23 protein-coding genes are annotated in these 22,504 nt (G+C 55.3%); 10 read left to right on the top strand and 13 right to left on the bottom strand.

The annotated features are described in order from the left end of the window. The first annotated feature begins 81 nt into the window (after nucleotides 1–81). Nucleotides 82–1,395 carry a carbohydrate porin gene (locus QZH36_RS01485; RefSeq protein WP_301729720.1) on the top strand — a complete coding sequence of 438 codons (1,314 nt, stop codon included), beginning with the start codon at nucleotides 82–84 and terminating at the stop codon, nucleotides 1,393–1,395. A 250-nt stretch (nucleotides 1,396–1,645) separates the two neighbouring features. Here the strand turns inward: QZH36_RS01485 and licT are convergent, their stop codons facing one another. From licT to QZH36_RS01470, 3 genes are all read right to left on the bottom strand, one after another. Next, complete coding sequence (licT, locus tag QZH36_RS01480; protein ID WP_301251672.1) at nucleotides 1,646–2,509, bottom strand: BglG family transcription antiterminator LicT; 864 nt, start codon at nucleotides 2,507–2,509, stop codon at nucleotides 1,646–1,648. A 160-nt stretch (nucleotides 2,510–2,669) separates the two neighbouring features. Then, nucleotides 2,670–2,999 carry a hypothetical protein gene (locus QZH36_RS01475; RefSeq protein ID WP_301729493.1) on the bottom strand — a complete coding sequence of 110 codons (330 nt, stop codon included), beginning with the start codon at nucleotides 2,997–2,999 and terminating at the stop codon, nucleotides 2,670–2,672. A 151-nt stretch (nucleotides 3,000–3,150) separates the two neighbouring features. Further along, complete coding sequence (locus QZH36_RS01470; RefSeq protein ID WP_301729492.1) at nucleotides 3,151–4,770, bottom strand: peptide ABC transporter substrate-binding protein; 1,620 nt, start codon at nucleotides 4,768–4,770, stop codon at nucleotides 3,151–3,153. Nucleotides 4,771–4,936: 166 nt separating this feature from the next. Here QZH36_RS01470 and mpaA point away from each other — a divergent pair, with 166 nt between their 5' ends. Then, nucleotides 4,937–5,644, top strand: a complete 708-nt coding sequence (gene mpaA / locus QZH36_RS01465; protein WP_301729491.1) for a murein tripeptide amidase MpaA — start codon at nucleotides 4,937–4,939, stop codon at nucleotides 5,642–5,644. Here the strand turns inward: mpaA and ycjG are convergent. After that, nucleotides 5,624–6,604, bottom strand: a complete 981-nt coding sequence (ycjG, locus tag QZH36_RS01460; protein ID WP_301729490.1) for an L-Ala-D/L-Glu epimerase — start codon at nucleotides 6,602–6,604, stop codon at nucleotides 5,624–5,626. The two genes, mpaA and ycjG, sit on opposite strands and share 21 nt — an antisense overlap. Nucleotides 6,605–6,762: 158 nt before the next feature. Here ycjG and tpx point away from each other — a divergent pair, with 158 nt between their 5' ends. Both tpx and QZH36_RS01450 read left to right on the top strand, forming a co-directional pair. After that, nucleotides 6,763–7,266 (top strand): thiol peroxidase, encoded by a 504-nt coding sequence (tpx, locus tag QZH36_RS01455; RefSeq protein WP_253453915.1) that lies wholly within the window; start codon nucleotides 6,763–6,765, stop codon nucleotides 7,264–7,266. Nucleotides 7,267–7,614: 348 nt separating this feature from the next. Next, nucleotides 7,615–8,256, top strand: a complete 642-nt coding sequence (locus QZH36_RS01450; RefSeq protein WP_253453913.1) for an acyl-homoserine-lactone synthase — start codon at nucleotides 7,615–7,617, stop codon at nucleotides 8,254–8,256. A gap of 3 nt (nucleotides 8,257–8,259) precedes the next feature. On the opposite strand, the gene QZH36_RS01445 is transcribed toward QZH36_RS01450, so the two are convergent. The 8 genes from QZH36_RS01445 to pspA form a co-directional block, all read right to left on the bottom strand. Continuing rightward, nucleotides 8,260–8,976, bottom strand: coding sequence for a LuxR family transcriptional regulator (locus QZH36_RS01445; protein ID WP_301729489.1), 717 nt, complete (start codon nucleotides 8,974–8,976; stop codon nucleotides 8,260–8,262). A 393-nt stretch (nucleotides 8,977–9,369) separates the two neighbouring features. Further along, nucleotides 9,370–10,938, bottom strand: coding sequence for a transcriptional regulator TyrR (tyrR, locus tag QZH36_RS01440; protein WP_253453909.1), 1,569 nt, complete (start codon nucleotides 10,936–10,938; stop codon nucleotides 9,370–9,372). Between the two features lie 91 nt (nucleotides 10,939–11,029). Beyond that, nucleotides 11,030–12,067, bottom strand: a complete 1,038-nt coding sequence (locus QZH36_RS01435) for a YcjF family protein (RefSeq protein ID WP_301251666.1) — start codon at nucleotides 12,065–12,067, stop codon at nucleotides 11,030–11,032. Beyond that, entirely contained in the window at nucleotides 12,064–13,461 is a 1,398-nt protein-coding gene (locus tag QZH36_RS01430; RefSeq protein ID WP_301729488.1) for a YcjX family GTP-binding protein, read from the bottom strand. Before QZH36_RS01430 ends, QZH36_RS01435 begins: the two co-directional genes overlap by 4 nt. Nucleotides 13,462–13,510: 49 nt before the next feature. After that, nucleotides 13,511–13,735 (bottom strand): phage shock protein PspD, encoded by a 225-nt coding sequence (pspD, locus tag QZH36_RS01425; protein WP_253453899.1) that lies wholly within the window; start codon nucleotides 13,733–13,735, stop codon nucleotides 13,511–13,513. A gap of 16 nt (nucleotides 13,736–13,751) precedes the next feature. After that, nucleotides 13,752–14,093, bottom strand: coding sequence for an envelope stress response membrane protein PspC (gene pspC, locus QZH36_RS01420; RefSeq protein WP_253453896.1), 342 nt, complete (start codon nucleotides 14,091–14,093; stop codon nucleotides 13,752–13,754). Then, the gene (gene pspB / locus QZH36_RS01415) at nucleotides 14,090–14,317 is read right to left on the bottom strand and encodes an envelope stress response membrane protein PspB (RefSeq protein ID WP_253453894.1); all 228 of its coding nucleotides are present in this window, start codon (nucleotides 14,315–14,317) and stop codon (nucleotides 14,090–14,092) included. Before pspB ends, pspC begins: the two co-directional genes overlap by 4 nt. A 54-nt stretch (nucleotides 14,318–14,371) precedes the next feature. Beyond that, nucleotides 14,372–15,037, bottom strand: coding sequence for a phage shock protein PspA (gene pspA / locus QZH36_RS01410; RefSeq protein WP_253453892.1), 666 nt, complete (start codon nucleotides 15,035–15,037; stop codon nucleotides 14,372–14,374). Between the two features lie 154 nt (nucleotides 15,038–15,191). Between pspA and pspF the strand changes: the two genes are divergently transcribed. Beyond that, nucleotides 15,192–16,184, top strand: a complete 993-nt coding sequence (gene pspF / locus QZH36_RS01405) for a phage shock protein operon transcriptional activator (RefSeq protein ID WP_301729487.1) — start codon at nucleotides 15,192–15,194, stop codon at nucleotides 16,182–16,184. Nucleotides 16,185–16,190: 6 nt separating this feature from the next. On the opposite strand, the gene QZH36_RS01400 is transcribed toward pspF, so the two are convergent. Beyond that, nucleotides 16,191–16,712 (bottom strand): O-acetyl-ADP-ribose deacetylase, encoded by a 522-nt coding sequence (locus QZH36_RS01400; RefSeq protein WP_253453888.1) that lies wholly within the window; start codon nucleotides 16,710–16,712, stop codon nucleotides 16,191–16,193. Between the two features lie 462 nt (nucleotides 16,713–17,174). On the opposite strand from QZH36_RS01400, the gene sapA reads away from it, so the two are divergent. From sapA to sapF, 5 genes are read left to right on the top strand one after another with little or no spacing between them, the layout of a single operon-like run. After that, nucleotides 17,175–18,797: an ABC transporter substrate-binding protein SapA gene (gene sapA, locus QZH36_RS01395; protein WP_253453886.1), complete on the top strand. Its 1,623-nt coding sequence runs from the start codon at nucleotides 17,175–17,177 to the stop codon at nucleotides 18,795–18,797. Then, nucleotides 18,794–19,759, top strand: coding sequence for a putrescine export ABC transporter permease SapB (gene sapB, locus QZH36_RS01390; RefSeq protein ID WP_125287685.1), 966 nt, complete (start codon nucleotides 18,794–18,796; stop codon nucleotides 19,757–19,759). The genes sapA and sapB overlap by 4 nt, the downstream gene beginning before the upstream one ends. Beyond that, a complete protein-coding gene (gene sapC, locus QZH36_RS01385) occupies nucleotides 19,746–20,636 on the top strand; it encodes a putrescine export ABC transporter permease SapC (RefSeq protein WP_253453884.1) in 891 nt (296 codons plus the stop codon). Before sapB ends, sapC begins: the two co-directional genes overlap by 14 nt. Then, complete coding sequence (sapD, locus tag QZH36_RS01380) at nucleotides 20,636–21,628, top strand: putrescine export ABC transporter ATP-binding protein SapD (protein WP_253453882.1); 993 nt, start codon at nucleotides 20,636–20,638, stop codon at nucleotides 21,626–21,628. The genes sapC and sapD overlap by 1 nt, the downstream gene beginning before the upstream one ends. Further along, nucleotides 21,628–22,434, top strand: coding sequence for a putrescine export ABC transporter ATP-binding protein SapF (gene sapF / locus QZH36_RS01375; protein WP_253453880.1), 807 nt, complete (start codon nucleotides 21,628–21,630; stop codon nucleotides 22,432–22,434). Before sapD ends, sapF begins: the two co-directional genes overlap by 1 nt. Nucleotides 22,435–22,504: the final 70 nt, after the last annotated feature.

Below are 22,504 nucleotides of genomic sequence, written 5' to 3'. Positions count from 1 at the left end.
CGGTTAAAGGAATAACGGATGAGAAAGATCGCTTACACCTTTAAATTCAGAACGCTCATTACGCCAATCGTTTTTGGCCTGATGGTTTCAGGCCCGCCCGCTTACGCCAGCGAAGCCTGGCAGGGAGAGGCTCTGGGCTTTGTTCCTTCCAAGCCAGGGCTGCTCGGCGATATGGGTGGGGTAAGACCGGTTCTGGAGGCGGATGGTTTCCATTTCAACCTCGGCTATTTAAGTCAGGTTGCTTATAATGCTGCCGGTGGTTACAACCACGATCGTCATGCAGCCTATATCGATCAGTTTTCGCTGACGTTCGGGCAGGATCTTGAAGACCTGACGAATATTGCCGATGCCAAAATCGAGGGCAATATTGTTAATCGCAATCACGATGACAGCCTGACCTTTAAACGATTACAGGATCCCAGGGTCAGCGCTAACGATATTGCTCAGGAAAGCTCTGGCCGGGGTTCCATCACCCGTCTGGGCTGGTTAACTTTCGCCCGGACCTTTCACGATCGCCGTCTGCACTGGCGCATTGGTATGATGAACAAGGTGCAGGATTTCGATCAAATAATCCCCTGTGACTTTCAGCTACTTTCGCAGTGCGGCGGCAAATCAGCTAACTCTTTTACCTGGTATAACTGGAACGTGCATTACTGGGGAACCACGCTGCAATATAAACTTAACGATGAGCTGACCTTAAAAAGCGGCATAATGGAGCAGAACCCAAATGCTGAGTCGCGCGGCCATGCCTGGAGCGGGTCAACCAGAGGCAGCAAAGGCGTGGTGCTGCCGTTGGAGCTGGAAATAAAAACTCGCATAAATAACCTGCCCGGAATTTATAACCTGGGCCTGCTGTTTACCAATGCGCCGCAAACCGATTTTTATGCCGGAAAGTCCCAGGCTACCGGCGCTGACGATGCGGAAGGTTATCGTAGCCATCATCGAACCTGGTTTCTGTACGGCGGCTTTAACCAGCAGCTTACCCGACACAAAGACGATGCCACCCGCGGGCTGAGCTCTTCATTCAGTATGAGTTTAAGCGATAGGCGCAGTAACCTGCTGCATCGGGTCGCAGCCGTTTCGTTACGCTATCACGGCCTGGCCGATGCACGGCCCGATGACTGGCTGGGACTGGGCGCTACATGGATTGAAATAAGCAAGGATTACCGCCGGAACCAGCAATACCTTAACGAGCTACAGGGAACACACGACGATGTCGATGCGCTTTATCACCCTCTTCCTGGTCACACCGTTAACGCCGAGCTCTACTATCGCCTGCGTGCGACCTCGTGGCTGGAGGTTCAGCCAGTAGTGCAATACTGGCACCGTCCCGGTGCTTTACGGGAAACGCAGGACGCCTGGGTAACAGGAGTAAAAACGGTTATTACTTTCTGATTAAAAACATCGGCACGCCGCGATGAATTTTCTGCCGGTATAGGAGACTTCAGGCGGCGTTCTCTGATAGTGGATTTGTAAGCAGCCCTGATAAGGTTTGAAATCTGTAGCCTGTAATCCATATCACGTAAGCCGTACTTGTAATCCATAGCACGTAAGGCATAACTGATAATGCTTACTATAAGCCGCGGCCCGGTATCCCGATACCAGATTTCGTCGCCCTGCTCTTTGTCAGGCCTGCCCTGCGAGCTTACGCCTCATCCTCATGCTCTTCCAGGGCCAGCGTCTCTTTTCTGACCCGCTCAATATGAATGGTCAGAAACATGCGCTCTTCCGTTCCCAGCGTATAGGCATAATTTTTTACGATATGGCGGTCGATCTTCTCAACGCAGCGATAGGCTTGTGGGTAGCGGTTGCGCACCACGTCGTGCAGCGAGCGGTCGTCGCTGACCACGCCGTTTTTCCCCAACATCCGCTGGGCAAAGAACTTAAGATGGGTGACAAAGCGGTTATAGCTCAGCGAGTCGGGCTGATATTCGATCTGCAGATGATATTTCACGATATCCAAAATTTGCTGCATAAACCGCGTGATGGCGTGTACCTCCGGCATCGCGCTATGCAGCTGCGCGTTAACCAGATGCAGCGCAATGAAACCAGCTTCATCTTCTTCAAGACGCACGCCCAGCCGCTTCTCAATAATCGTCAGCGCCGCCAGGCCAAGCTCATATTCTTTAGGGTAAAGCGAGCGGATCTCCCAACGCAGTACGTTGCGCAAGGGAATTTGCTGCTGCTGGCGCTGAAGCGCGAAGTGGATATGATCGGTCAGACCAATCGCCACGCTTTCATGCAGAGCGGTGGTCAGCGCCTGCCTCGCCTGTGCGATAATGCATTCGCTGACGGCAAGCACCTCTGGCGGGATTTCCGTCAGCAGCTCGGCTAACCGCCCTGTCAGCTCGCTGCTTTGCAAGGCAAAGACTTTTTCCACCCGCGTGGGATCCAGCCGCTCGCCCGGTCGTTTCTGAAAGGCCAGCCCGCGCCCCATCACGACCTGCTCTTTGCCCTGTTTATCCAGCACTATCGCCACGTTGTTATTGAGTACTTTGATAATATCCATTTAGTTACCCACAAATAAAAAAACCTGACGGTCGGATCGCGCCGATGTCAGGTTTTGCCTGCAGCGAAGCAGTAGCAATCCAGCCGCTACCATAGATCATTGCGGGTGTAGCTCAAGCGCTGCGTGATGAAACTGTGAGATCTCTCGTAAATCGCGTTTTTCAGCCCGGCAGCGTGGCGGAACATTTGGTTTTTTCCAGTTGTTTCAACTGGATCATCCGCTGGTCAGCATGTTTCTGCGCCAGGCTTTTCGCCACGCCGTTGCCAATGCCGAAGTCACCGATAAAACCCAGTACGGTAAGCCCGCTGAACTCGCCGGTTTTATCAATCTGCTGCTGTACCTGCTGCTGGCTGGCAATTTCCTTTTGCACTGTCGGGCAGTCCAGAGTCGTTTTTTGTACTTCACTCACCGAGGGTGAAGAAGGATAGTGTTTCAACGCGCAGCCGGATAGCAGCACTAGTAAAGAAAGCAGCGTAACGATTTTAGTCATAAAGCACCTGATAACGGGGAGTCACTGTCCGTTATTATCTCTCGTCAATCCGATAACGATGCGTAAAGCACCTGCACGATTAGCTGGTTTATTGAGCGTTAGCGAAGAGGCCGCCTGCTATGGCCGGAGCGACAGCTGCTCCGGCGCGTACTTAGTTATGCTTAACGATATAAAGCATCCGGCTGTACGCCACATCCTCCGGATTCGTTATCGGATAACCTTTGACCCAGGGCTTGATCAGGCGGCCGTTAGAGAGTTGATAAAGAGGCGCGATGGGCACCCGATCCGCGAGGATTTGTTCCGCCCGATTGTAATTCTCATTACGGATCCCGGCATTGGTTTCCCGGCTCGCTTTGGTCAGCAAGTCGTCATAGGCCGTATCTTTAAAGCGCGAAATATTGCCGCTGTGGCTGGCGGTCAGCAGACTCAGGAAAGAGGAAGGCTCATTATAGTCGCCTACCCAGGAAGCGCGGATCACATCGAAACTGCCGCTATTGCGGCTGTCGATATAGGTTTTCCACTCCTGATTCTGTAGCTTCACGTTAACGCCCAGGTTTTTCTTCCACATAGACGCGACGGCGATGGCGACCTTCTGATTGTTTTCAGAGCTGTTATACAGCAGCGTCAGGCTGAGCGGGTGCGTCGGCCCATAGCCCGCCGCCGCCAGCAGCGTTTTAGCCTGAGCGTCCAGCTCTGCCTGAGAATGCTGCTGCAGGAAGCCCGGCTGCGGCTTAAAGCCGTTGGTAACGTCCGGCGTAAAATGCCAGGCGGGTTTCTCGCCGGTGCCCAGCACTTTTTCCGCAATAATACGGCGATCGATACTCCACGAAAGCGCTTTGCGCACGCGCACATCCGCCGTCGGCCCTTTCTGCGTGTTAAAAGCGTAGTAATAAGTGCCCAGCTGATCCGGCGTATACACCTCGTCAGGGATCTGTTTTTTCAGCAGGCCATACATGTTTTTAGGAAAAGATTCGGTAATATCGATATCGCCCGCGCGATAGCGTTTGGTCGCGCTTGACTCCTCGTTGATGGGCACGAAAGTCACTTTATTAATGACGCTATGCGCGTTATCCCAATAGCGATCGTTGCGCACCAGCACCAGCTTTTCATTTACCACCCTTTCCTGCAATTTATAGGCGCCGTTGCCTGTCAGCCTGTCGGGCTGCGTCCAGGCAGAGCCCTGCTGCTCCACTACTTTTTGCGGCACCGGATAGAGGCTAAAGTTAGCGGTCAGGCTGACGAAGTAAGGCACGGGCTTGTCCAGCGTCACTTTCAGCCGATGGTCGTCCAGCGTGCTAACCCCCAGCTTATCGGGCGTCATCTCGCCTTTAGTGATAGCGGCAGCGTTAGCGATCCCGGCCAGATCGGCAAACCAGGCGAAGGTGGAGGCGGTTTTCGGGTCGACCAGCCGCCGCCAGCTGTAAACAAAATCGCTGGCGGTCACGGGATCGCCATTCGACCAGCGGGCATCCTTACGCAGCGTGAAAATCCAGGTTTTATTGTCGGTAGTTTGCCACTGGATCGCCACGCCCGGCACGCTTTCGCCCTGCGCGTTTTGATTGGTCAATCCTTCAAAGAGATCGCGGATAACCTGGATTTCCGGCAGCCCTACCGCCTTAGCGGGATCGAGCGAGGCGGGTTCGTCTTTGATATGCCGAACAATTTCCTGGCGGGCGGCCAGTTCGGTGCCGGCCGGCACCTCTGCGGCGCAGAGAGAAGCGCTGACGCTCAGGGCCAGCAGCGTCAGCGTAAAACGAAAAGCGTTCCTCATCAGGATACCTCAGTCAGGGCAACGGAATTTAGAGGGAACTTTAGCGCAACTGATTGTGATAATTACAGCATTTTCCGGCTCGTCAGTTCACAACACGGAAAACATCCTCCTTTGAGTACGCCGAGTCTGCTATAAAAAGCTTTTAGACAAATCCTCTGGAGTCACTATGCCTCAGAATCATCCACGGCCCCGGCGCGGCAAGCTGGAGGCCGATCGCCTGCGCTATGGCAGCAGCGTGCTGGGCGCCCCCCTGCTCTGGTTTCCCGCACCGAATGCGGATGATGCCAGCGGGCTGATCCTGGCCGGGACACACGGCGACGAAACGGCGGCGGTGATCACCCTTTCCTGCGCCATGCGCACGCTGCACGAAAGGCATCGTCGCCATCACGTGGTGCTGGCGGTTAATCCCGACGGCTGCCAGCTTGGCCTACGGGCAAACGCGCGCGGCGTGGATTTGAACCGTAACTTTCCTGCGGCTAACTGGCAGCCGGGCGAGACAGTTTATCGCTGGAACAGCGCGGCGAATGAACGAGACGTGACGCTTTCCACAGGGGAAAGCGCCGGATCAGAACCGGAAGCGCAGGCGCTGTGTGCGCTGATCCATCAGCTCAAACCGGCGTGGGTGGTGAGCTTTCATGAGCCGCTGGCCTGTATTGAGGATCCGCTCGACAGCGAGGCGGGCCGCTGGCTGACCGAAAAGATGGGGCTGCCGCTGGTCACGTCTGTCGGCTACGCCACGCCAGGCTCGTTCGGCAGCTGGTGCGCCGATTTGGGGCTGCCGGTGATCACCGCCGAGCTGCCGCCCGTTTCGGCAGACGAGGCCAGCGAAAAATATCTGACCGCGCTGGTCGAGCTACTGAGTAAGACTTTCTGAAAGCGCGATTCTGCCGCAGCGGAACGGCAAGGCGGTCACGTCCTGCGCCAGCCAGGTAGGCCCGTCCAGATCGACAAAACGGGCCGTGCTGGCCAGCGGCAGCGCGGCGCGAATGGCTCTGGAGGTGCAAAGCATACAGCCCAGCATCACCTCCAGCCCGGCCGTTTTGGCGGCGGCGGCCAGCGCCAGCGCCTCGGTCAGCCCGCCCGTTTTATCCAGCTTGATGTTAATCATTTCATAACGTCCCGCCAGCTGAGGCAGGCTTTCGCGGGTGTGGCAGCTTTCATCGGCGCAGATCGGCAGCGGATGGATAAAGTTGGCCAGCAGCGCATCGTCCGCCGCCGGTAAGGGCTGCTCAAGCATCACCACGCCCAGATCCGCCAGCAGCTGACAGCGCGCCGCCAGGCCTTCGCTGTGCCAGGACTCATTGGCATCGACGATCAGCGTGGCGTCCGGCACGGCGGTGCGGATAGCCACCAGCCTTTCCGTGATCAGCGCGTTGTCCATTTTGATTTTCAACACCTTCGCGCCGTTCTGCCACAGCGCCAGCGCGCCGCTGGCCATGACTTCCGGCGAGTCGATACTGATGGTCTGAGCCATTTCCACCACATCGGGACGCACAACATGAGTCATCCGCCACAGATCGCTGTTTGCCCTGCGGGTTTCCAGATCCCACAGCGCGGAGTCGATAGCATTACGCGCCGCGCCAGCGGGTAACGCCTGCTGTAGCTGCTCACGCGTCATGCCCTGCTCCAGATCTTTGGTCAGCGCCGTGATTTGCGCCTGCACTGAAGCCGCCGTTTCACCATAGCGCGCATAGGGCGTGGCTTCGCCGGTGCCGACGATCCCCTCTTCCTCCAGTTCCACCACCAGCACGTCCGCTTCGTTGCGGCCGCCGCGTGCGATAACAAAAGGCGCGCGCAACGGCCAGGTTTCCGGCCAGACTTTGACACTTCTCATTAAAGGTTCCTTTTGGCAGAGCAATGATTCTTTCCACACCATAGCCATTCCACGGGGATTTTGACAATAAAGCGGGAAATGTTGTGTTTAGCGCTGTTGGAGTTTAGCCCCATAGCTTACACTCAGACATTCGTTTACCGCGTTAATAAGGAAAAGTTATGACTCAGACCGTACATTTTCAGGGCAATCCGGTCGCCGTGGCAGGCGAGCTGCCGACGCCGGGCCAGACCGCGAAACCATTTACGCTGGTAGCTAAAGATTTTTCTGATGTTTCGCTCTCGCACTATGCGGGCAAGCGCAAGGTGCTGAATATTTTCCCGAGCGTGGATACCGGCGTTTGCGCCGCCTCGGTGCGTAAATTTAATGAGCTTGCCGGAAAGGTAGAAAACACGGTAGTGCTGTGCATTTCTTCCGATCTGCCATTTGCCCAGTCGCGTTTTTGCGGCGCGGAAGGCCTGAATAACGTGGTTACGCTTTCCACCCTGCGTGGTGAGACGTTTAAAGAAGAGTATGGCGTGGCGCTTAACGACGGCGCGCTAAGAGGACTGACGGCGCGTGCCGTCGTCGTGCTGGACGAGCAGGATAAGGTGCTGCATAGCCAGCTGGTCGATGAAATCGCCACCGAGCCGGATTATGACGCCGCGCTGGCCGTGCTGAAGTAATTTAGTAAGCCGGTTAGTAACCGGCTTGTTATTTTTTAGGTGTTTTTATTAGCCACGTTTAATACTTTAGTTTTTCTTAAAAGAAAATCCATCTCCGTAAAATCTTACGGTTATCAATTCAAAAATTTTTAAATCTCAATCCTTTTGATGACCGTTAAACTCCCCTGCCATGCAGAAAAATATCTGCACTTCGTCCTGCAACTTATTGTAAGAATGAAATCTTTTTTTCTACATCATAAATCACTCGCAAAAATGATAATTACCATTATCATTTTCAGGTCTCGGCGTCATCTCAGGAAATCAAATTGTGTTGCCGCATATAAACTCAAAATTTATACGGGTAGCATTATGTTTAATATTTATAGCATTAACTATGTAGATCTTTCTTCGAGGGCAAAAATTGATTTGTATACCCTAAGGAAAAGCACTTTTTATGACAGACTTGGATGGGCTGTGACATGTATAAATGGAATGGAAAACGATCAGTTTGATGATGTACAAACAAACTATATTCTTGGTGTTGTCGATCAAGAAATAATATGCGGAACAAGAATAATCCCTATGAGTAATGCTAATATGCTTGAAAAAACATTCTTTAGCTTTTTCAAAGATATCGAAATACCGGAAGGAAAGTATATTGAATCAACACGCTTTTTTGTGGATAAAATGCGCACCAGAAATCTATTAGAATATAACTTCCCCGTCACTAAAATTCTTTTTTTATCGCTAATTAATTTTGCACGGAAACACCAATATGAAGGCATCATTGCTGTAGCCAGTCATGCTATGATGCAAATCATTGAACAATCAGGCTGGAAAATCACAAAACTGAAAACAGGACAGTCAGAGAAGGGCGAGCCTGTCCATTTATTATTAGGACATATTGATGATGAAAGTTGTAGGAAATTAAAAGAGGAAATCCTTGATAAAGAAAAAAAACTTCCTCAAACTTTGTTAGAACAGTGGCCTTTTGTGCTTAATAAGCTTTAATTTTTATCTAACTGGCCTCACAAGTTGAAGTTCCACGCCGAGACGCACTGCGTGCCTTGCATTTGTTACGCCTAACTTTTTAACGATATTAGACATATGAAACTTCACTGTAGTAGTTTTAATACCTAAAATCATTCCCGTTTCAGGGTAAGTTTTCCCCACACTTGTCCAATACAATACTTCATTTTCTCTTTCTGTAAAAAGATCAGTTCCAGATACAGTTTCCTCTTCGTTATCTGGCAATGAATTAAGCGCTAAGTATTTCTCATGGACGGTTGCAAGCAATAAGTCGATGAGAGCTTTATTTTCATTGAGACAGGATTTTATTTCTTCTTTTTTTTCAGGATCAATAATAAAAGAGAGAGTGGCAAGGTTATTTTTATAATCATGCAAAACACAGGTAAAACCATTAATGACACTATGCTTTTTTGCTTTGGCGAATATTCCTGATAAATCAAAATCGTTTCCAACCTTGATTTTCTCGTCCCAGAAGAATGGTGTGAGACGATTCAAAGCCGTAATAACCACGGGATCGGTGTATTGCAGGCTATTTTCTTGATAGTATTTCACCCATTCAGCAGGGTAATTAGTAACATGAAATATACGTGACAGATTTTTTTTAGAAAGGATAACGTAAGCCCATTTTAGCTCACCAAGATGGTGTAGTGCCGCTTCAATAAATTCTTTAAGAATATCATTGACTTGAAATTCCATCTTCATTTTCAACCTCCGGCAGTCAGTTTAGAAAATAATAATTTCGGTATTCTTTTTAATATGATACAGACATCCTTTAACATATCACTTTAAGGGCTTACAAATAAATCCTGGCAGCCACATTCACCATCTGTTGCTATTTTTAATCAACCATCTTAATAATAACCCTTGGTAAGGAAATTATGTTAATCATCACCAAGAGTTATACCATCCAGACGAGCTTATTTCTAGATGCCCCCCCTCATTTAGGGGGGCATCTGTTGCCTAACCCCAACACGAGAACCTTGTTACGGTCTTGCCTTAATTGATCAGATAAAATTTATCCGATGTCATTTTATTTTTCTTTAATGACTATGTGATCATATCAGCCATGACTCTTGCTGAACGATCATTAATCAATTATTTCCCTTCGCTGTCCGCTTTTTTACTCAGCCCATATTCCCTCAGCTTGTTGGCGATAGCGGTATGCGAGACGCCAAGCCGTTTCGCCAGCTTGCGCGTGCTGGGATAAGAGAGATAAAGTTTGGTCAGCACCGAACGCTCGAAGCGGCTGGTGATGTCGTCCAGCGATCCTTCCATTGCCTCTTCGCCAAGCTGAATATCCATCGAAAACTCCGGCAGAACGATATCCTGCGGCCGCAGCTCATAACCTTCCAGCTGGGTCAGCGCCCGATAAAGCGCGTTTTTCAGCTGGCGGACGTTGCCGGGCCAGGTATAGCGGCTAAGGAAGGCATTAAGCTGAGGAGAAAGCTTGGGTCTGGCGACGCCCTGCTCGTCGGCGAAACGCGCAACAAACATTTCCGTCAGCGGCAAAATATCCTGAGGGCGATCGCGCAGCGGCGGCAGGTTCAGCGTCAGCACGTTCAGTCGATAAAAGAGATCTTCGCGAAACTCGCCGCGCTGCACCATTTCCGTCAGGTTTTTCTGCGTGGCGCAGATTACCCGCACGTCTACGTGCACTTCATGCTCTTCGCCTACGCGGCGGAAAGTGCCGTCGTTAAGAAAACGCAGCAGCTTGGTTTGCATTCTTGGCGACATCTCGCCTATCTCGTCCAGCAGCACCGAGCCGCCGTTGGCCTGCTCAAAAAAGCCCTTTTTGCCTTCCAGCGCGTTGGGATAGGCGCCGGCGGCATGACCAAACAGCTCGCTTTCCGCCACGTCGTCCGGCAGCGAGGCGCAGTTCAGCGCCAGGAAAGGTTTTTTACCGCGCGCGCTGCGCAGATGGCAGGCGCGTGCCAGCATATCTTTGCCGGTGCCGGTATCGCCTACAATCAGCAGCGGCGCATCCAGCATCGCCAGCTTGCGCGCCTGGTCCACGACCTGACGCATTTTTGGCGTAACCGCCACGATATGCTGGAACTCGCTGTCGTCGTTAACCGCCAGGTTCTGTAGCTGTTGGCCCATTCGGGCGGTGGATTTAAGCATAACTACCGCGCCAGCTGGCCGGTCTGCCTGTTCGTGCTCGCCTGCGGTAAAAATAGGCGTGATTTCCATCAGAAAGTCGCGGCCCTGCAATACCACATGATGCGCCTGCGGCTCAATGCGCTCGTTTTCCAGCCAGCGCTGAAAATTAAAGCCGCCAATCAGCGCGCCTGCGCCGTAGTTACGCATTTTCTCTTCATTAAGCGAAAACAGCGCCTGAGCTGCCGGGTTCGCCAGCTCAATTTTGCTTTTCATATCGATGGAAAACACCGGCTCCGGCAGCGCAATCAGCAGCGCGCTCAGCGCCCGATGCTCGCGTTCGGACGGCAAAAACGCCACCGTGCGCACGTCGGTGACGCTGGGAATACGACGGATTTCCGCCATCAGCTGGCTGAACTGCTCGAAGGGCACAGCTGAAAAGTTAAGATAGATGCGGCCGATTGAGGCAATCTCGATGCCGCGCAGGTCGATGTTCCTTTCAACCAGCAGATCGAGCAGTTCGCGGGTCAGACCAAGTCGGTCGTGGCAAAAGACTTCCAGACGCATGTATAAACCTTTATCAATTCCGGGCGGACATTAATAATACCCCATTGCCGCAGGGGTCAGAAGCGTTCTGGAAGGAAAAGTTGACAGTTGCCTACTTCTGCAACGTCTCTTTCAATTTCACCACCAAGTCGCGGCGGAAATCGCCCAGCCTCGGCTTGTCGCCTTCCAGCCAGGGCAGCGGACGGCATAGCTCCATCGTCTTGATGCCCAGCCGCGCGGTGAGCAGGCCTGCGCCGATGCCCTGCGCGGCGCGAGCGGAGAAGCGCGCGGCAATGTCCTGCGACATCCAGTCCATACCCACTTCCCGCACCAGCTCGGAAGCGCCAGCGAACGCAATGTTTAACAGCACCAGCCGGAACAGACGAATGCGGCTGAAATAGCCCAGCTCGATGCCGTACAGCGCGGCGATACGGTTAACCAGCCGCAGGTTGCGCCAGGCGATAAACGCCATATCCACCAGCGCCAGCGGGCTGACGGCGATCATCAGCGTTGATTCGGCGGCGCTGCGGCCGATTTCGCGTCGCGCCTGACTATCCAGCATCGGCTGCACTATCTGTGCATAGAGCGCCACGACTTCGCGATCGTTATGCGTTTCGTGCAGCGAGGCATGCCAGCGTTGCAGCGCCGGGTTAGTGCGATCCAGCCCGGCCTGGCGCGCCAGCCTTTCACAAAACTCGCGCCCTTTGCCCATGCTCTGGCTGTTTAACAGCTCGCGACCGATATCTCGCTCTTCGGCCCGCTCGCGCAGCCGGTAAAGCCGTCGCCACTCGCCTACCAGGGAACCGGCGCCGGCCACGACGATCAGTCCGCCCGCCGCGTAGCCTCCCAGGGCGATCCAGTCCTGCGCCTGCCAGGCCTGATAAGTCCACTGCACGCCCTGCGCCGCCACGCTCAGGCCAAACAGCGCCAGACCGGTTTTTACCAGCGTGCGCCACAGGCTACGTTTAGGCCGCAGCGCCGCCTCGACCGCCTTTTCGCCCGCGTCTTCCTCTTCCACATGCGCTTCCGGCTCCGCAGCGATAAAGCTCGCCTCCTGCGGGGTAAAATGTCTGGCGGATTTTATAGCGGCATCTTTTTCCGCGGTCAGCGGCTGCGCAAAGTCGATACGCGGTTTAAGCGGTGCGTTCATCGCAGTTTATCTCCCAGTAAAAATTCCAGCGCCGCGTCCAGACGGATATGCGGCAAAGGCCTGTCTGCATCCAGCTGCTGCGGCCTGAACTGTTCAAAATGAAACCCCTGCTGCTGCCAGAATACGTTGCCCGGCAGGCGCGGCGGCACCTCGCCCGGATAGACGGTTAGCGGTTCGTTGTCGGTCAGCCGGTGACCGCGCAGCGCCGGTATCTTTTCGCCCTGATGATCGACCAGCCCGCTTTGCGTAGCCTGCACCGACGCCAGGCCCAGGCACTCCATATCGATACCCTCAAAAGCAGCATTCTGCCACGCATCCTGTACCAGCTGCTGCAACAGCGACACCAGGTTGGCGTGCTGATCGCTGGTAACGTGATCGGATTTGGTGGCGGCAAACAGGAGCTTATCGATTACCGGCGAGAAAAGGCGGCGGAACAGCGTGCGCTGGCCGTAGGAAAAGCTTTGCATCAGCTGCGTCAGCGCCAGCCGCATATCGTTAAACGCCTGTGGCCCGCTGTTAAGCGGCTGCAAACAGTCCACCAGCACGATTTGGCGGTCAAAGCGCAGGAAGTGGTTTTTGTAGAAGTCTTTAACCACGTGCTGGCAATAGTAGTTATAGCGCGCGCGCAGCATCCCGATATTACTGTTGGCATCCGCCTGCGCCAGCCTGGAGGCGTCCGCCTCTTCCGCCTGCGGCCAGGGGAAAAACTGTAAGGCTGGCGCGCCGGCCATATCGCCCGGCAGCACAAAGCGGCCAGGCTGGATAAAGTGCAGCCCTTCCCGTTTACACTTATGCAGGTAGTCTGTCCACGCCGCCGCGATTGCCGCCAGCCGGTTTTCATCCGCAGGCGCAAACGGATCCAGATCGGCGCAAAGCTTGCGCCATGGCGCTGACCAGCTGGCGCGATCGCCATTCAACAGACCCGTCATCTGTCGCGACCAGCCAGGATAGTCCTGCGCCAGCATGGGCAGATCCAGCAGCCATTCGCCGGGGTAGTCGACAATTTCAAGATAAAGCGTGGAGGCATCTTTAAAATGGCGCAGCAAAGATTCCTGCGAGCGATAGCGCAGCGCCAGACGCATTTCGCTGACCCCGCGCGTCGGCGTCGGCCAGGCGGGTGGCTCGCCATACAGCTGCGCCAGGCCTTCATCATAGGTAAAGCGCTGAATACCCATATCGCGCTGTGGCACGCGCTTAACGCCCAGCAGGCGACCTTCACGCGCAGCGGAAAACATCGGCAGACGCGCGTCGGCGTTAACGTTAAGCAGTTGATTGACCAGCGAGGTGATAAAAGCCGTTTTGCCGCTGCGGCTCAGGCCGGTGACGGCGAGGCGCAAATGACGATCTGCGCCCCGGTTCATTAATGAAAGCAGTTCTGTCTGAAGTCGTTTCATTGGTCCATATCCTTAAGGCCGACGGCTCAGAATAGCATAGCCGCGACGTTCAGGGTTTGTTCCAGCGCGCCGTTGCGCCCCGCAGCGCGCGGCGGATAAGCGGCTCCAGCGCCCAGGCTAACAATATTTTCAGCGGCCGACGCGCGACGGATTTCACCGCCCAGCCGGTCAGGCCAGCCGGGCCGTAGCTTAACGCGCCCAGCAGCACGAACTTACCGGCCTTTTTCAGCGTGGGCGCGGCGTTGCGGTGTAAAGCAGATTGCCAGTTACGCATGGTGTTCTCCGGGCGCCTACAGCTGACGGAATCGGCTGCGCACGCTAAAGGTTTCAGAAGTGACGTAGCGTTCTATATCGCGTACGCCTGGCTCACCGCCGCGCAGCTCCGCCTCCAGCTGGTCTAAAAGCATGTGTGCCGTCGGGGCGTTTTCCTCCGCGCTTTGCGGCTTCTCGTCCAGCACAAAGGCCAGCAGAAAATAGGCGATCAGCGTGAGCATAAACAGACCAAAGATCATCGACAGCACGACGATAACCCGCACCAGCCGTACCGGGATATCCAGATAGTCGGCAATCCCGGCGCAGACGCCTTTTACCTTGCCGCGCGCGGGAATGCGGTAAAGTTTCCTGCTGCTCATGGCTGCCTCCAGTTAGGGTGCTCGGCGTCGAGGATCTCCTCCAGCGCCTTGATACGTTCGCGCATCCTGCGGGCATCCTGAGTCAGCTGCTGCAGCCTTTGTAGCTCGCCTTGCGACAGTGTGGCATCACTGTTTTGACGCTTGCTGTAGTGCAGCCATAGCCAGATGGGGGCCACAAACAGCATAAATATCGTCAGCGGGATCGCCAGAAATAACGCGCTCATTCATTCTCCTTGAATTGATATGCCGGGCATTCCGGGGAATGCCACCGGCAAAGATTATTCGCTACGGTTCATTTTTGCCTTCAGCGCCGCCAGCTGCTCAGAGATGGCATCGTCGGCCTGAAGATCGGCGAATTCCTGATCCAGCGTTTTCTTTTTGCCAAAGCTGTGGCTTTCCGCCTCGGCTTCCATATGGTCGATGCGGCGCTCAAAGGATTCAAAACGAGCCATCGCCTCGTCAATTTTACCGCTGTCCAGCTGGCGACGCACGTCGCGGGAAGAAGAAGCGGCCTGATGACGCAGCGTCAACGCCTGCTGACGAGCGCGCGTTTCGCTCAGCTTTTTCTCCAGCTCACCGATTTCGCCCTTCATACGGGTCAGCGTTTCTTCGACCTGTTCGGCTTCGCGCGTGAGCGAGGCGGTCAGATCGTTCAGTCTTTGTTTCTCAATCAGCGCGGCGCGGGCCAGGTCGTCTTTATCTTTACGCAGCGCCAGCTCCGCTTTCTCCTGCCACTCGGCCTGCTGGATCTCCGCCTGTTCAATGCGGCGCTGCAGCTGCTTTTTCTCTGCCAGCGCGCGGGCTGAAGTGGAACGCACTTCCACCAGCGTATCTTCCATTTCCTGAATCATCAGGCGCACCAGCTTTTGCGGATCCTCTGCTTTTTCCAGCAGCGAATTGATGTTGGCGTTTACGATGTCGGCAAAGCGAGAAAAAATACCCATAATCTTCATCCTCTTAAATTGTTTTGGCGTTACGGGTATTACTATTCAAATCGCGTGCCAACTTTTATCTTATTGATTTTCCTTAATTACGCCGGTTTACAGCCGCGCCTTGTTTCTCTAAAGTGGCGTAATTAACCAATACCTGGTGAAAAAAATGGAAAAAGAAACCCTGCTTGGCGAGTCGAATAACTTTCTGGAGGTGCTGGAGCAGGTTTCACGTCTGGCACCGCTGAATAAGCCGGTGCTGGTTATCGGCGAGCGCGGTACCGGCAAAGAGCTGATCGCCAGCCGGCTGCACTATCTTTCCGAGCGCTGGCAGGGCCCTTTTATTTCATTAAACTGTGCGGCGCTGAACGAGAATCTGCTGGATTCCGAGCTTTTCGGCCACGAAGCCGGCGCGTTTACCGGCGCGCAGAAGCGTCATCTGGGTCGGTTCGAGCGCGCCGACGGCGGTACGCTGTTTCTGGACGAGCTGGCGACGGCGCCGATGCTGGTACAGGAGAAACTGCTGCGGGTGATTGAATATGGGCAGCTGGAACGCGTCGGCGGCAGTCAGCCTTTGCAGGTCAGCGTGCGGCTGGTCTGCGCCACCAACGCCGATTTGCCGCAGCTGGCCGAAGAGGGAAAATTCCGTGCCGATCTGTTGGACAGGCTTGCTTTTGACGTGGTGCAGCTGCCGCCGCTGCGCGAGCGTCGTAGCGATATCCTGGTGATGGCGGAGCATTTTGCTATTCAGATGTGTCGGGAGCTGGGCCTGGCTTTCTTCCCCGGCTTCTCGCCGGGGGCGCGGCAGGCTCTGCTGGACTATGGCTGGCCGGGTAACGTGCGGGAACTAAAAAACGTGGTGGAAAGGTCAGTCTATCGTCACAGCGAAACGGATCAGGAGCTGGATACCATTATTATCAATCCTTTTCAGCGCCTGTACGCCGCCCCCACAGCGCCAGCGGCAGAGCGGCTGCCCGCGCTGCCGCTGGATCTCCGCCGCTGGCAGCATCAGCAGGAAAGGGATCTGCTGCAAAAGAGTTTAAAGCAGGCGCTCTACAACCAGCGCCGCGCGGCGGATTTGCTGGGTGTCACCTATCACCAGCTACGCGCAATGATGAAAAAGCACAACGTGGAAATCGGCGCTGAAGACGGCGAGCTATAGGCAATTTTAGCCGCGCTGCTGGAGCAAATTGTGCCAGATAGCGTAACTCTCCTGCTCAAAGCAGACGATATTGACCTGTTCTACCGCCTCGTGCAGCCTGGCGGAGATCGCTTCAAAGGCAATTTCTGCCGCCAGCGTTTTGGGGAAACGATAGATGCCGGTGCTGATATTAGGAAATGAAACGGATTTGATCTTATGCTCGTCAATCAGGTCGAAGCAGCGGTGATAAGCGCTACGTAACAGGTCAGGCTCGCCGTTTTGCCCGCCGTTCCACACCGGCCCTACGGTATGGATAACGTAACGGGCAGGCAGGTTGCCCGCTCCCGTTATTACGGCATCGCCTTCTTTACAGCCGCCCTGTCGCGCGCGGATCGCCCTGCACTCTTCCAGAATCGATTTTCCCCCGGCGCGATGTATTGCGCCATCCACGCCGCCGCCGCCCAGCAGCGACGAGTTAGCCGCGTTGACCATCGCCTCGACGGGAATTTGCGTGATATCACCCTGTAATAATTTGATTTTATCAGACATAAGCGCCTCCTTTTAGCTACCAGTATAGTCGGCCGTGGCCTCTCTTTCACCGCGGCACGATCGTAGACCGCCGCAAAATGCGCAAAAAAAAAGCCCGCGCAGGGCGGGCTAAAAATACTGGAAGCAATGTGAGCAATGTCGTGCCCTTCTCCGGTAGAGCCACCGTTGAAGCGCAGAAGAATAATAATCATTCTCATACATAGCTGTAAAGTATTTATTGAGAATAATTCTCATTACCACACTAAGATCGGGCGTATTTCGCCAACCTGACCTTGCTCGCTGCCAGAAAACGCCTGACGTTTTTGACCAACGCTTCGCGACCTTTTATCAATAACAAAGGGGCATCAACCCCAAAGCACACAACGGCCCGCGTATGAAAAAACGTCAGTTGTCCCCGCAAACTTTGGGGGAGCACCAAGAGTGCGGTACACTGTGAGGATTGCCTGATATTTCAGATGACCTATGCGCAAACTACTCTGCACTTTTCTTGTCGGCCTTAGCCTGTTCAGCGCTATGGTTGCCGCCGCTCCGCCGGAAGACATCCGCCAGAGCGGCTTTGTCTATTGCGTGAACGGCGCGGCGACCACCTTTAATCCGCAGCTGGTCAGCGGCGGGCTGGTGGTTGATACGCTGGCTGCGCAGCTTTACGATCGCCTGCTGGATGTCGACCCCTACACCTATCGTCTGATCCCGGAACTGGCGGCAAGCTGGGAGACGCTGGATAACGGCGCGACCTACCGCTTTCATCTGCGGCACAACGTGCCTTTTCAGAAAACGGCATGGTTCACCCCTGGCCGACCTATGAACGCGGACGACGTGGTGTTCAGCTTTCAGCGTATTTTCGACCGCAAATCCGCCTGGCATGGCGTTAACGGCGGCAGTTATCCCTATTTCGACAGCCTGCAGTTCGCCGACAGCGTCGCCAGCGTGAAAAAGCTGAGCAGCGACACGGTCGAGATCCGGCTGAACGCGCCGGACGCTTCCTTTTTGTGGCACCTGGCTACCCACTATGCGCCGGTGCTTTCGGCGGAATATGCCGCGCAGTTGAGTAAAGTCGATCGGCAGGAGCAGCTGGATCGCCAGCCTGTCGGCACCGGGCCGTTTAAGCTTAGCGAATACCGCACCGGCCAGTATATCCGCCTCGCCCGCCATACTAATTACTGGAAAGGCATGCCGCGCATGCCGATGGTGGTGATTGATATGGGCGCGGGCGGCACCGGACGCCTTTCCAAACTCCTGACCGGCGAATGCGACGTGCTGGCCTATCCTGCCGCCAGCCAGATTTCAGTGCTGCGCGACGATCCGCGCCTGCGGCTGACGCTGCGGCCCGGTATGAATATCGCCTATCTGGCGTTTAACACGCGCAAAGCGCCGCTGGATCGCGCCGAGGTGCGTCAGGCGCTGGCGCTGGCAATTAACAATGAGCGGCTGATGGAGTCCGTTTACTACGGCACGGCGGAAACAGCGGCTTCTATTTTGCCACGTGCTTCCTGGGCTTATGATAACAACGCGCGCGTCACCGAATACAATCCGCAAAAATCACGTGAGATGCTTAAGGCGCTGGGCGTGGAAGATCTCCAGCTGACGCTGTGGGTACCGGCCACCTCGCAGGCCTGGAACCCCAGCCCGCTGAAAACCGCCGAGCTGATCCAGGCCGATCTGGCGCAGGTTGGCGTTACGGTCAAAATTGTGCCCGTCGAGGGACGCTTTCAGGAAGCGCGCCTGATGGAGATGAATCACGATCTGACGCTAACGGGCTGGGCTACCGACAGTAACGATCCCGACAGCTTTTTCCGCCCGCTGTTAAGCTGCGCCGCTATCGGCTCGCAGACCAATTTTGCGCACTGGTGCGACGCCGCTTTTGACGAGACGCTACAAAAAGCACTGCTCTCGCAACAGCTGGCGTCGCGCATCGAGTACTACGGCAAGGCGCAGGCTATGCTGGCGCAGTCGCTGCCGGTGCTGCCGCTGGCCTACTCGCTGCGGCTTCAGGCCTATCGCCATGATATTCACGGCCTGGTGCTCAGCCCGTTCGGCAACGCCTCTTTTGCCGGCGTTTATCGCGACCCAAGGACGAAGCCATGATTATCTATACGCTGAGAAGGCTGGTGCTGTGGCTGGTGACGCTGTTTCTGCTGACGGTGGTCGGTTTCAGCCTGAGTTACTTTACGCCCCACGCGCCGCTACAGGGCGCTTCGTTTAGTGATGCAATACTGTTCTGGTATCAGGGGCTGATGCAGTTTGACTTCGGCGTATCCAGCATTAACGGCGAGCCGGTTTCCCTGCAGCTGTTAGAAGTCTTCCCCGCTACGCTTGAGCTGTGCATTCTCGCTTTCGTGCTGGCGATGGCCGTTGGCATCCCGTTCGGCATTGCCGCCGGCGTGATGCGCAACCGCTGGCAGGATAAAGCGATCAGCGCGCTGGCGCTGCTGGGCTTTTCAATGCCCGTGTTCTGGCTGGCGCTGCTGCTGACGCTGTTTTTCTCGCTGGATCTGGGCTGGCTGCCGGTTTCTGGCCGCGTCGATCTGCTTTATCCCATGAAAAACATCACCGGTTTTGCGCTGATTGACGCCTGGCTGAGCGATTCGCCCTGGCGGCACGAGATGTTGAAAAGCGTGCTGCTGCACCTGATATTGCCGGTGACAGCGCTGGCCGTAGCGCCTACTACGGAAGTGGTGCGTCTGCTGCGTATCAGCACGCGCGAAGTGATGGAGCAAAACTATATTAAAGCCGCCGCCACTCGCGGTCTTTCACGACTGACCATTATCCGCCGTCATGTGCTGCATAATGCGCTGCCGCCGGTTGTGCCTCGCCTGGGACTACAATTCTCTACCATGCTGACGTTGGCAATGATCACTGAAGTGGTGTTCAGCTGGCCAGGTCTGGGACGCTGGCTGGTGGACGCCATCAGGCAGCAGGACTACGCGGCGATCTCCGCAGGCGTAATGATGGTTGGCGGTCTGGTGATTACCGTCAATGTGCTGGCCGATATTCTGGGCGCGCTGACAACGCCGCTGAAGCATAAGGAATGGTATGCCCTCCGATAACATTTACGCCGAAAAACGGCTGCCCAGCACTTTCCGCACCACGTGGCGGCTGTTTTATCATGACACCACCGCGATGGTCGGTTTCTACCTGTTTATCGCGCTGCTGCTGCTGTGCCTGTTTGGCCGCCTGCTTGCGCCTTACGGGCTGGCGCAGCAGTTTTTAGGTTATCAGCTGCTGCCGCCCTCGTGGTCGCGCTACGGCGATGTTTCATTTTTTCTCGGCACGGACGATTTGGGCCGCGATCTGCTGAGCCGTCTGCTGAGCGGCGCGGCGCCAACGGTAGGCTCGGCTATCGCCATTACCGTACTGGCCTCGCTTTGCGCCATGGTGCTGGGCGTTTTTGCCGGGCTGACCAGAGGATTGCGTTCGGCGGTGATGAACCACATTCTGGATACCTTTCTTTCCATTCCTTCGCTGCTGCTGGCGATCATCGTGGTGGCGTTTTTCGGCCCAGGTTTAAGTCATGCCTGGCTGGCGGTATTCCTGGCGATAATCCCTCGTCTGGTGCGCTCGGTCTATACCGCCGTGCACGACGAACTGGAAAAGGAGTATGTCACCGCCGCCCGTCTGGATGGTGCCTCCAGCATGAATATTCTTCGCTATGCAATTTTCCCCAATATCCTGGCGCTGCTGGTTTCGGAATTTACCCGCGCGCTGTCGATGGCTATCCTGGATATCGCCGCGCTGGGCTTTCTGGATCTGGGCGCGCAGTTGCCTTCTCCCGAATGGGGAGCCATGCTTGGTGATGCGCTGGAGCTGATTTACGTCGCACCCTGGACGGTGATGCTGCCCGGCGCGGCGATAATGCTCAGCGTGCTGATTGTCAATTTGCTGGGCGACGGTATTCGTCGCGCCATCGTTGCGGGAGTTGAATAATGCCGCTGCTCGATATTCGTAATCTGACCATTGAGTTTATGACCGCCGATGGCCCGGTCAAGGCGGTCGATCGCGTCAGTATTACGCTGACCGAAGGGGAAGTTCGCGGCCTGGTGGGCGAATCCGGCTCGGGCAAGAGCCTGATCGCCAAAGCGATCTGCGGCGTGACCAAAGATAACTGGCGGGTTACTGCCGACCGTATGCGCTTTGACGATATCGACCTGCTTAAGCTGTCGCCGCGCGAAAGGCGTAAACTTGTTGGCCATAACGTGTCGATGATTTTTCAGGAGCCGCAGTCCTGCCTCGATCCTTCTGAAAGCGTGGGTAAACAGCTAAAACAGGCTATTCCCCGCTGGACGTGGAAAGGCCGCTGGTACCAGCGTTTCGGCTGGCGGCATCGTCGCGCTATCGAGCTGCTGCACCGCGTGGGCATCAAAGATCATAAAGATATTATGCGCAGTTTTCCCTATGAGCTGACCGAAGGCGAATGCCAGAAAGTGATGATCGCCATTGCGCTGGCCAACCAGCCGCGCCTGCTGATTGCCGATGAACCCACTAACGCAATGGAGCCGACGACGCAGGCGCAGATTTTCCGTCTGCTTTCCCGGCTTAATCAGAACAACAACACCACGATTTTGCTGATCAGCCACGATTTGCAGATGCTGAGCCACTGGGCGAACCGCATCAACGTGATGTACTGCGGCCAGACGGTGGAAACCGCCACCAGCGAAGATTTAATCGTGCAGCCGCACCATCCTTATACGCAGGCGCTGATCAGGGCGATGCCGGACTTTGGGCGCTCGCTGCCGCATAAGAGTCGTCTGAACACCCTGCCCGGCGCGATCCCTTCGCTGGAGCACCTGCCCATTGGCTGCCGTCTGGGGCCGCGCTGCCCTTATGCGCAGAAAAAATGTATCGAAACGCCCCGCCTGGCGGGCGGAAAATCGCACCTGTTCGCCTGTCATTTCCCGCTGAATATGGAGAGTCAGTAATGGTTGAAACGCTGCTGGAGGTGCGCAACCTCAGTAAAACCTACCGTTACCGAACCGGCCTGTTTCGACGTCAGCATGTTGAGGCGGTCAAAGAGGTCAGCTTTACGCTACGTGAAAGACAGACGCTGGCGATCATCGGCGAAAACGGCTCCGGCAAGTCGACGCTGGCGAAAATGCTCAGCGGCATGATTGAGCCGAGCGCGGGCGAAATCCTGATTGACGATCGGCCGCTGCAATATGGCGATTACGGCTACCGCAGCCAGCGTATCCGTATGATCTTTCAGGATCCGTCCACTTCGCTGAATCCACGCCAGCGCATCGGCCAGATCCTGGATTTCCCGCTGCGTCTGAATACCGATCTGACCGCCGAAGCGCGGGAAAAGCGCATTATCGCCACCCTGCGCCAGGTCGGTTTACTGCGCGATCACGCTGCTTATTATCCTCATATGCTGGCGCCAGGACAGAAGCAGCGCGTCGGTCTTGCCCGCGCGTTGATCCTGCAACCTAAGGTCATTGTCGCCGACGAGGCGCTGGCCTCACTGGATATGTCTATGCGCTCGCAGCTGGTGAATCTGATGCTGGAGCTACAGGACAAGCACGGCATCGCCTATATCTATGTGACGCAGCATCTGGGCATGATGAAGCATATCAGCGATCAGGTAATCGTCATGCATCACGGCGAAGTGGTAGAGCGCGGCAGCACCGCAGATGTCCTCGCCTGCCCGCTACACGATCTGACGAAAAGACTGATTACCAGCCACTTTGGCGAAGCGCTGACGGCGGACGCCTGGCGTAAAGATCGTTAGTCCCGCTCTTTTAAACGCCCGTTCTGCCAGGAATGGGCGAATTTCCAGCCGGTTCCGCTGCTTCTTTCAC

This window comes from Erwinia wuhanensis, from assembly GCF_030484085.1.
In the GTDB taxonomy this organism is placed as follows: domain Bacteria; phylum Pseudomonadota; class Gammaproteobacteria; order Enterobacterales; family Enterobacteriaceae; genus Erwinia; species Erwinia aeris.
This window is presented reverse-complemented; position numbering and strand designations above follow the sequence as displayed.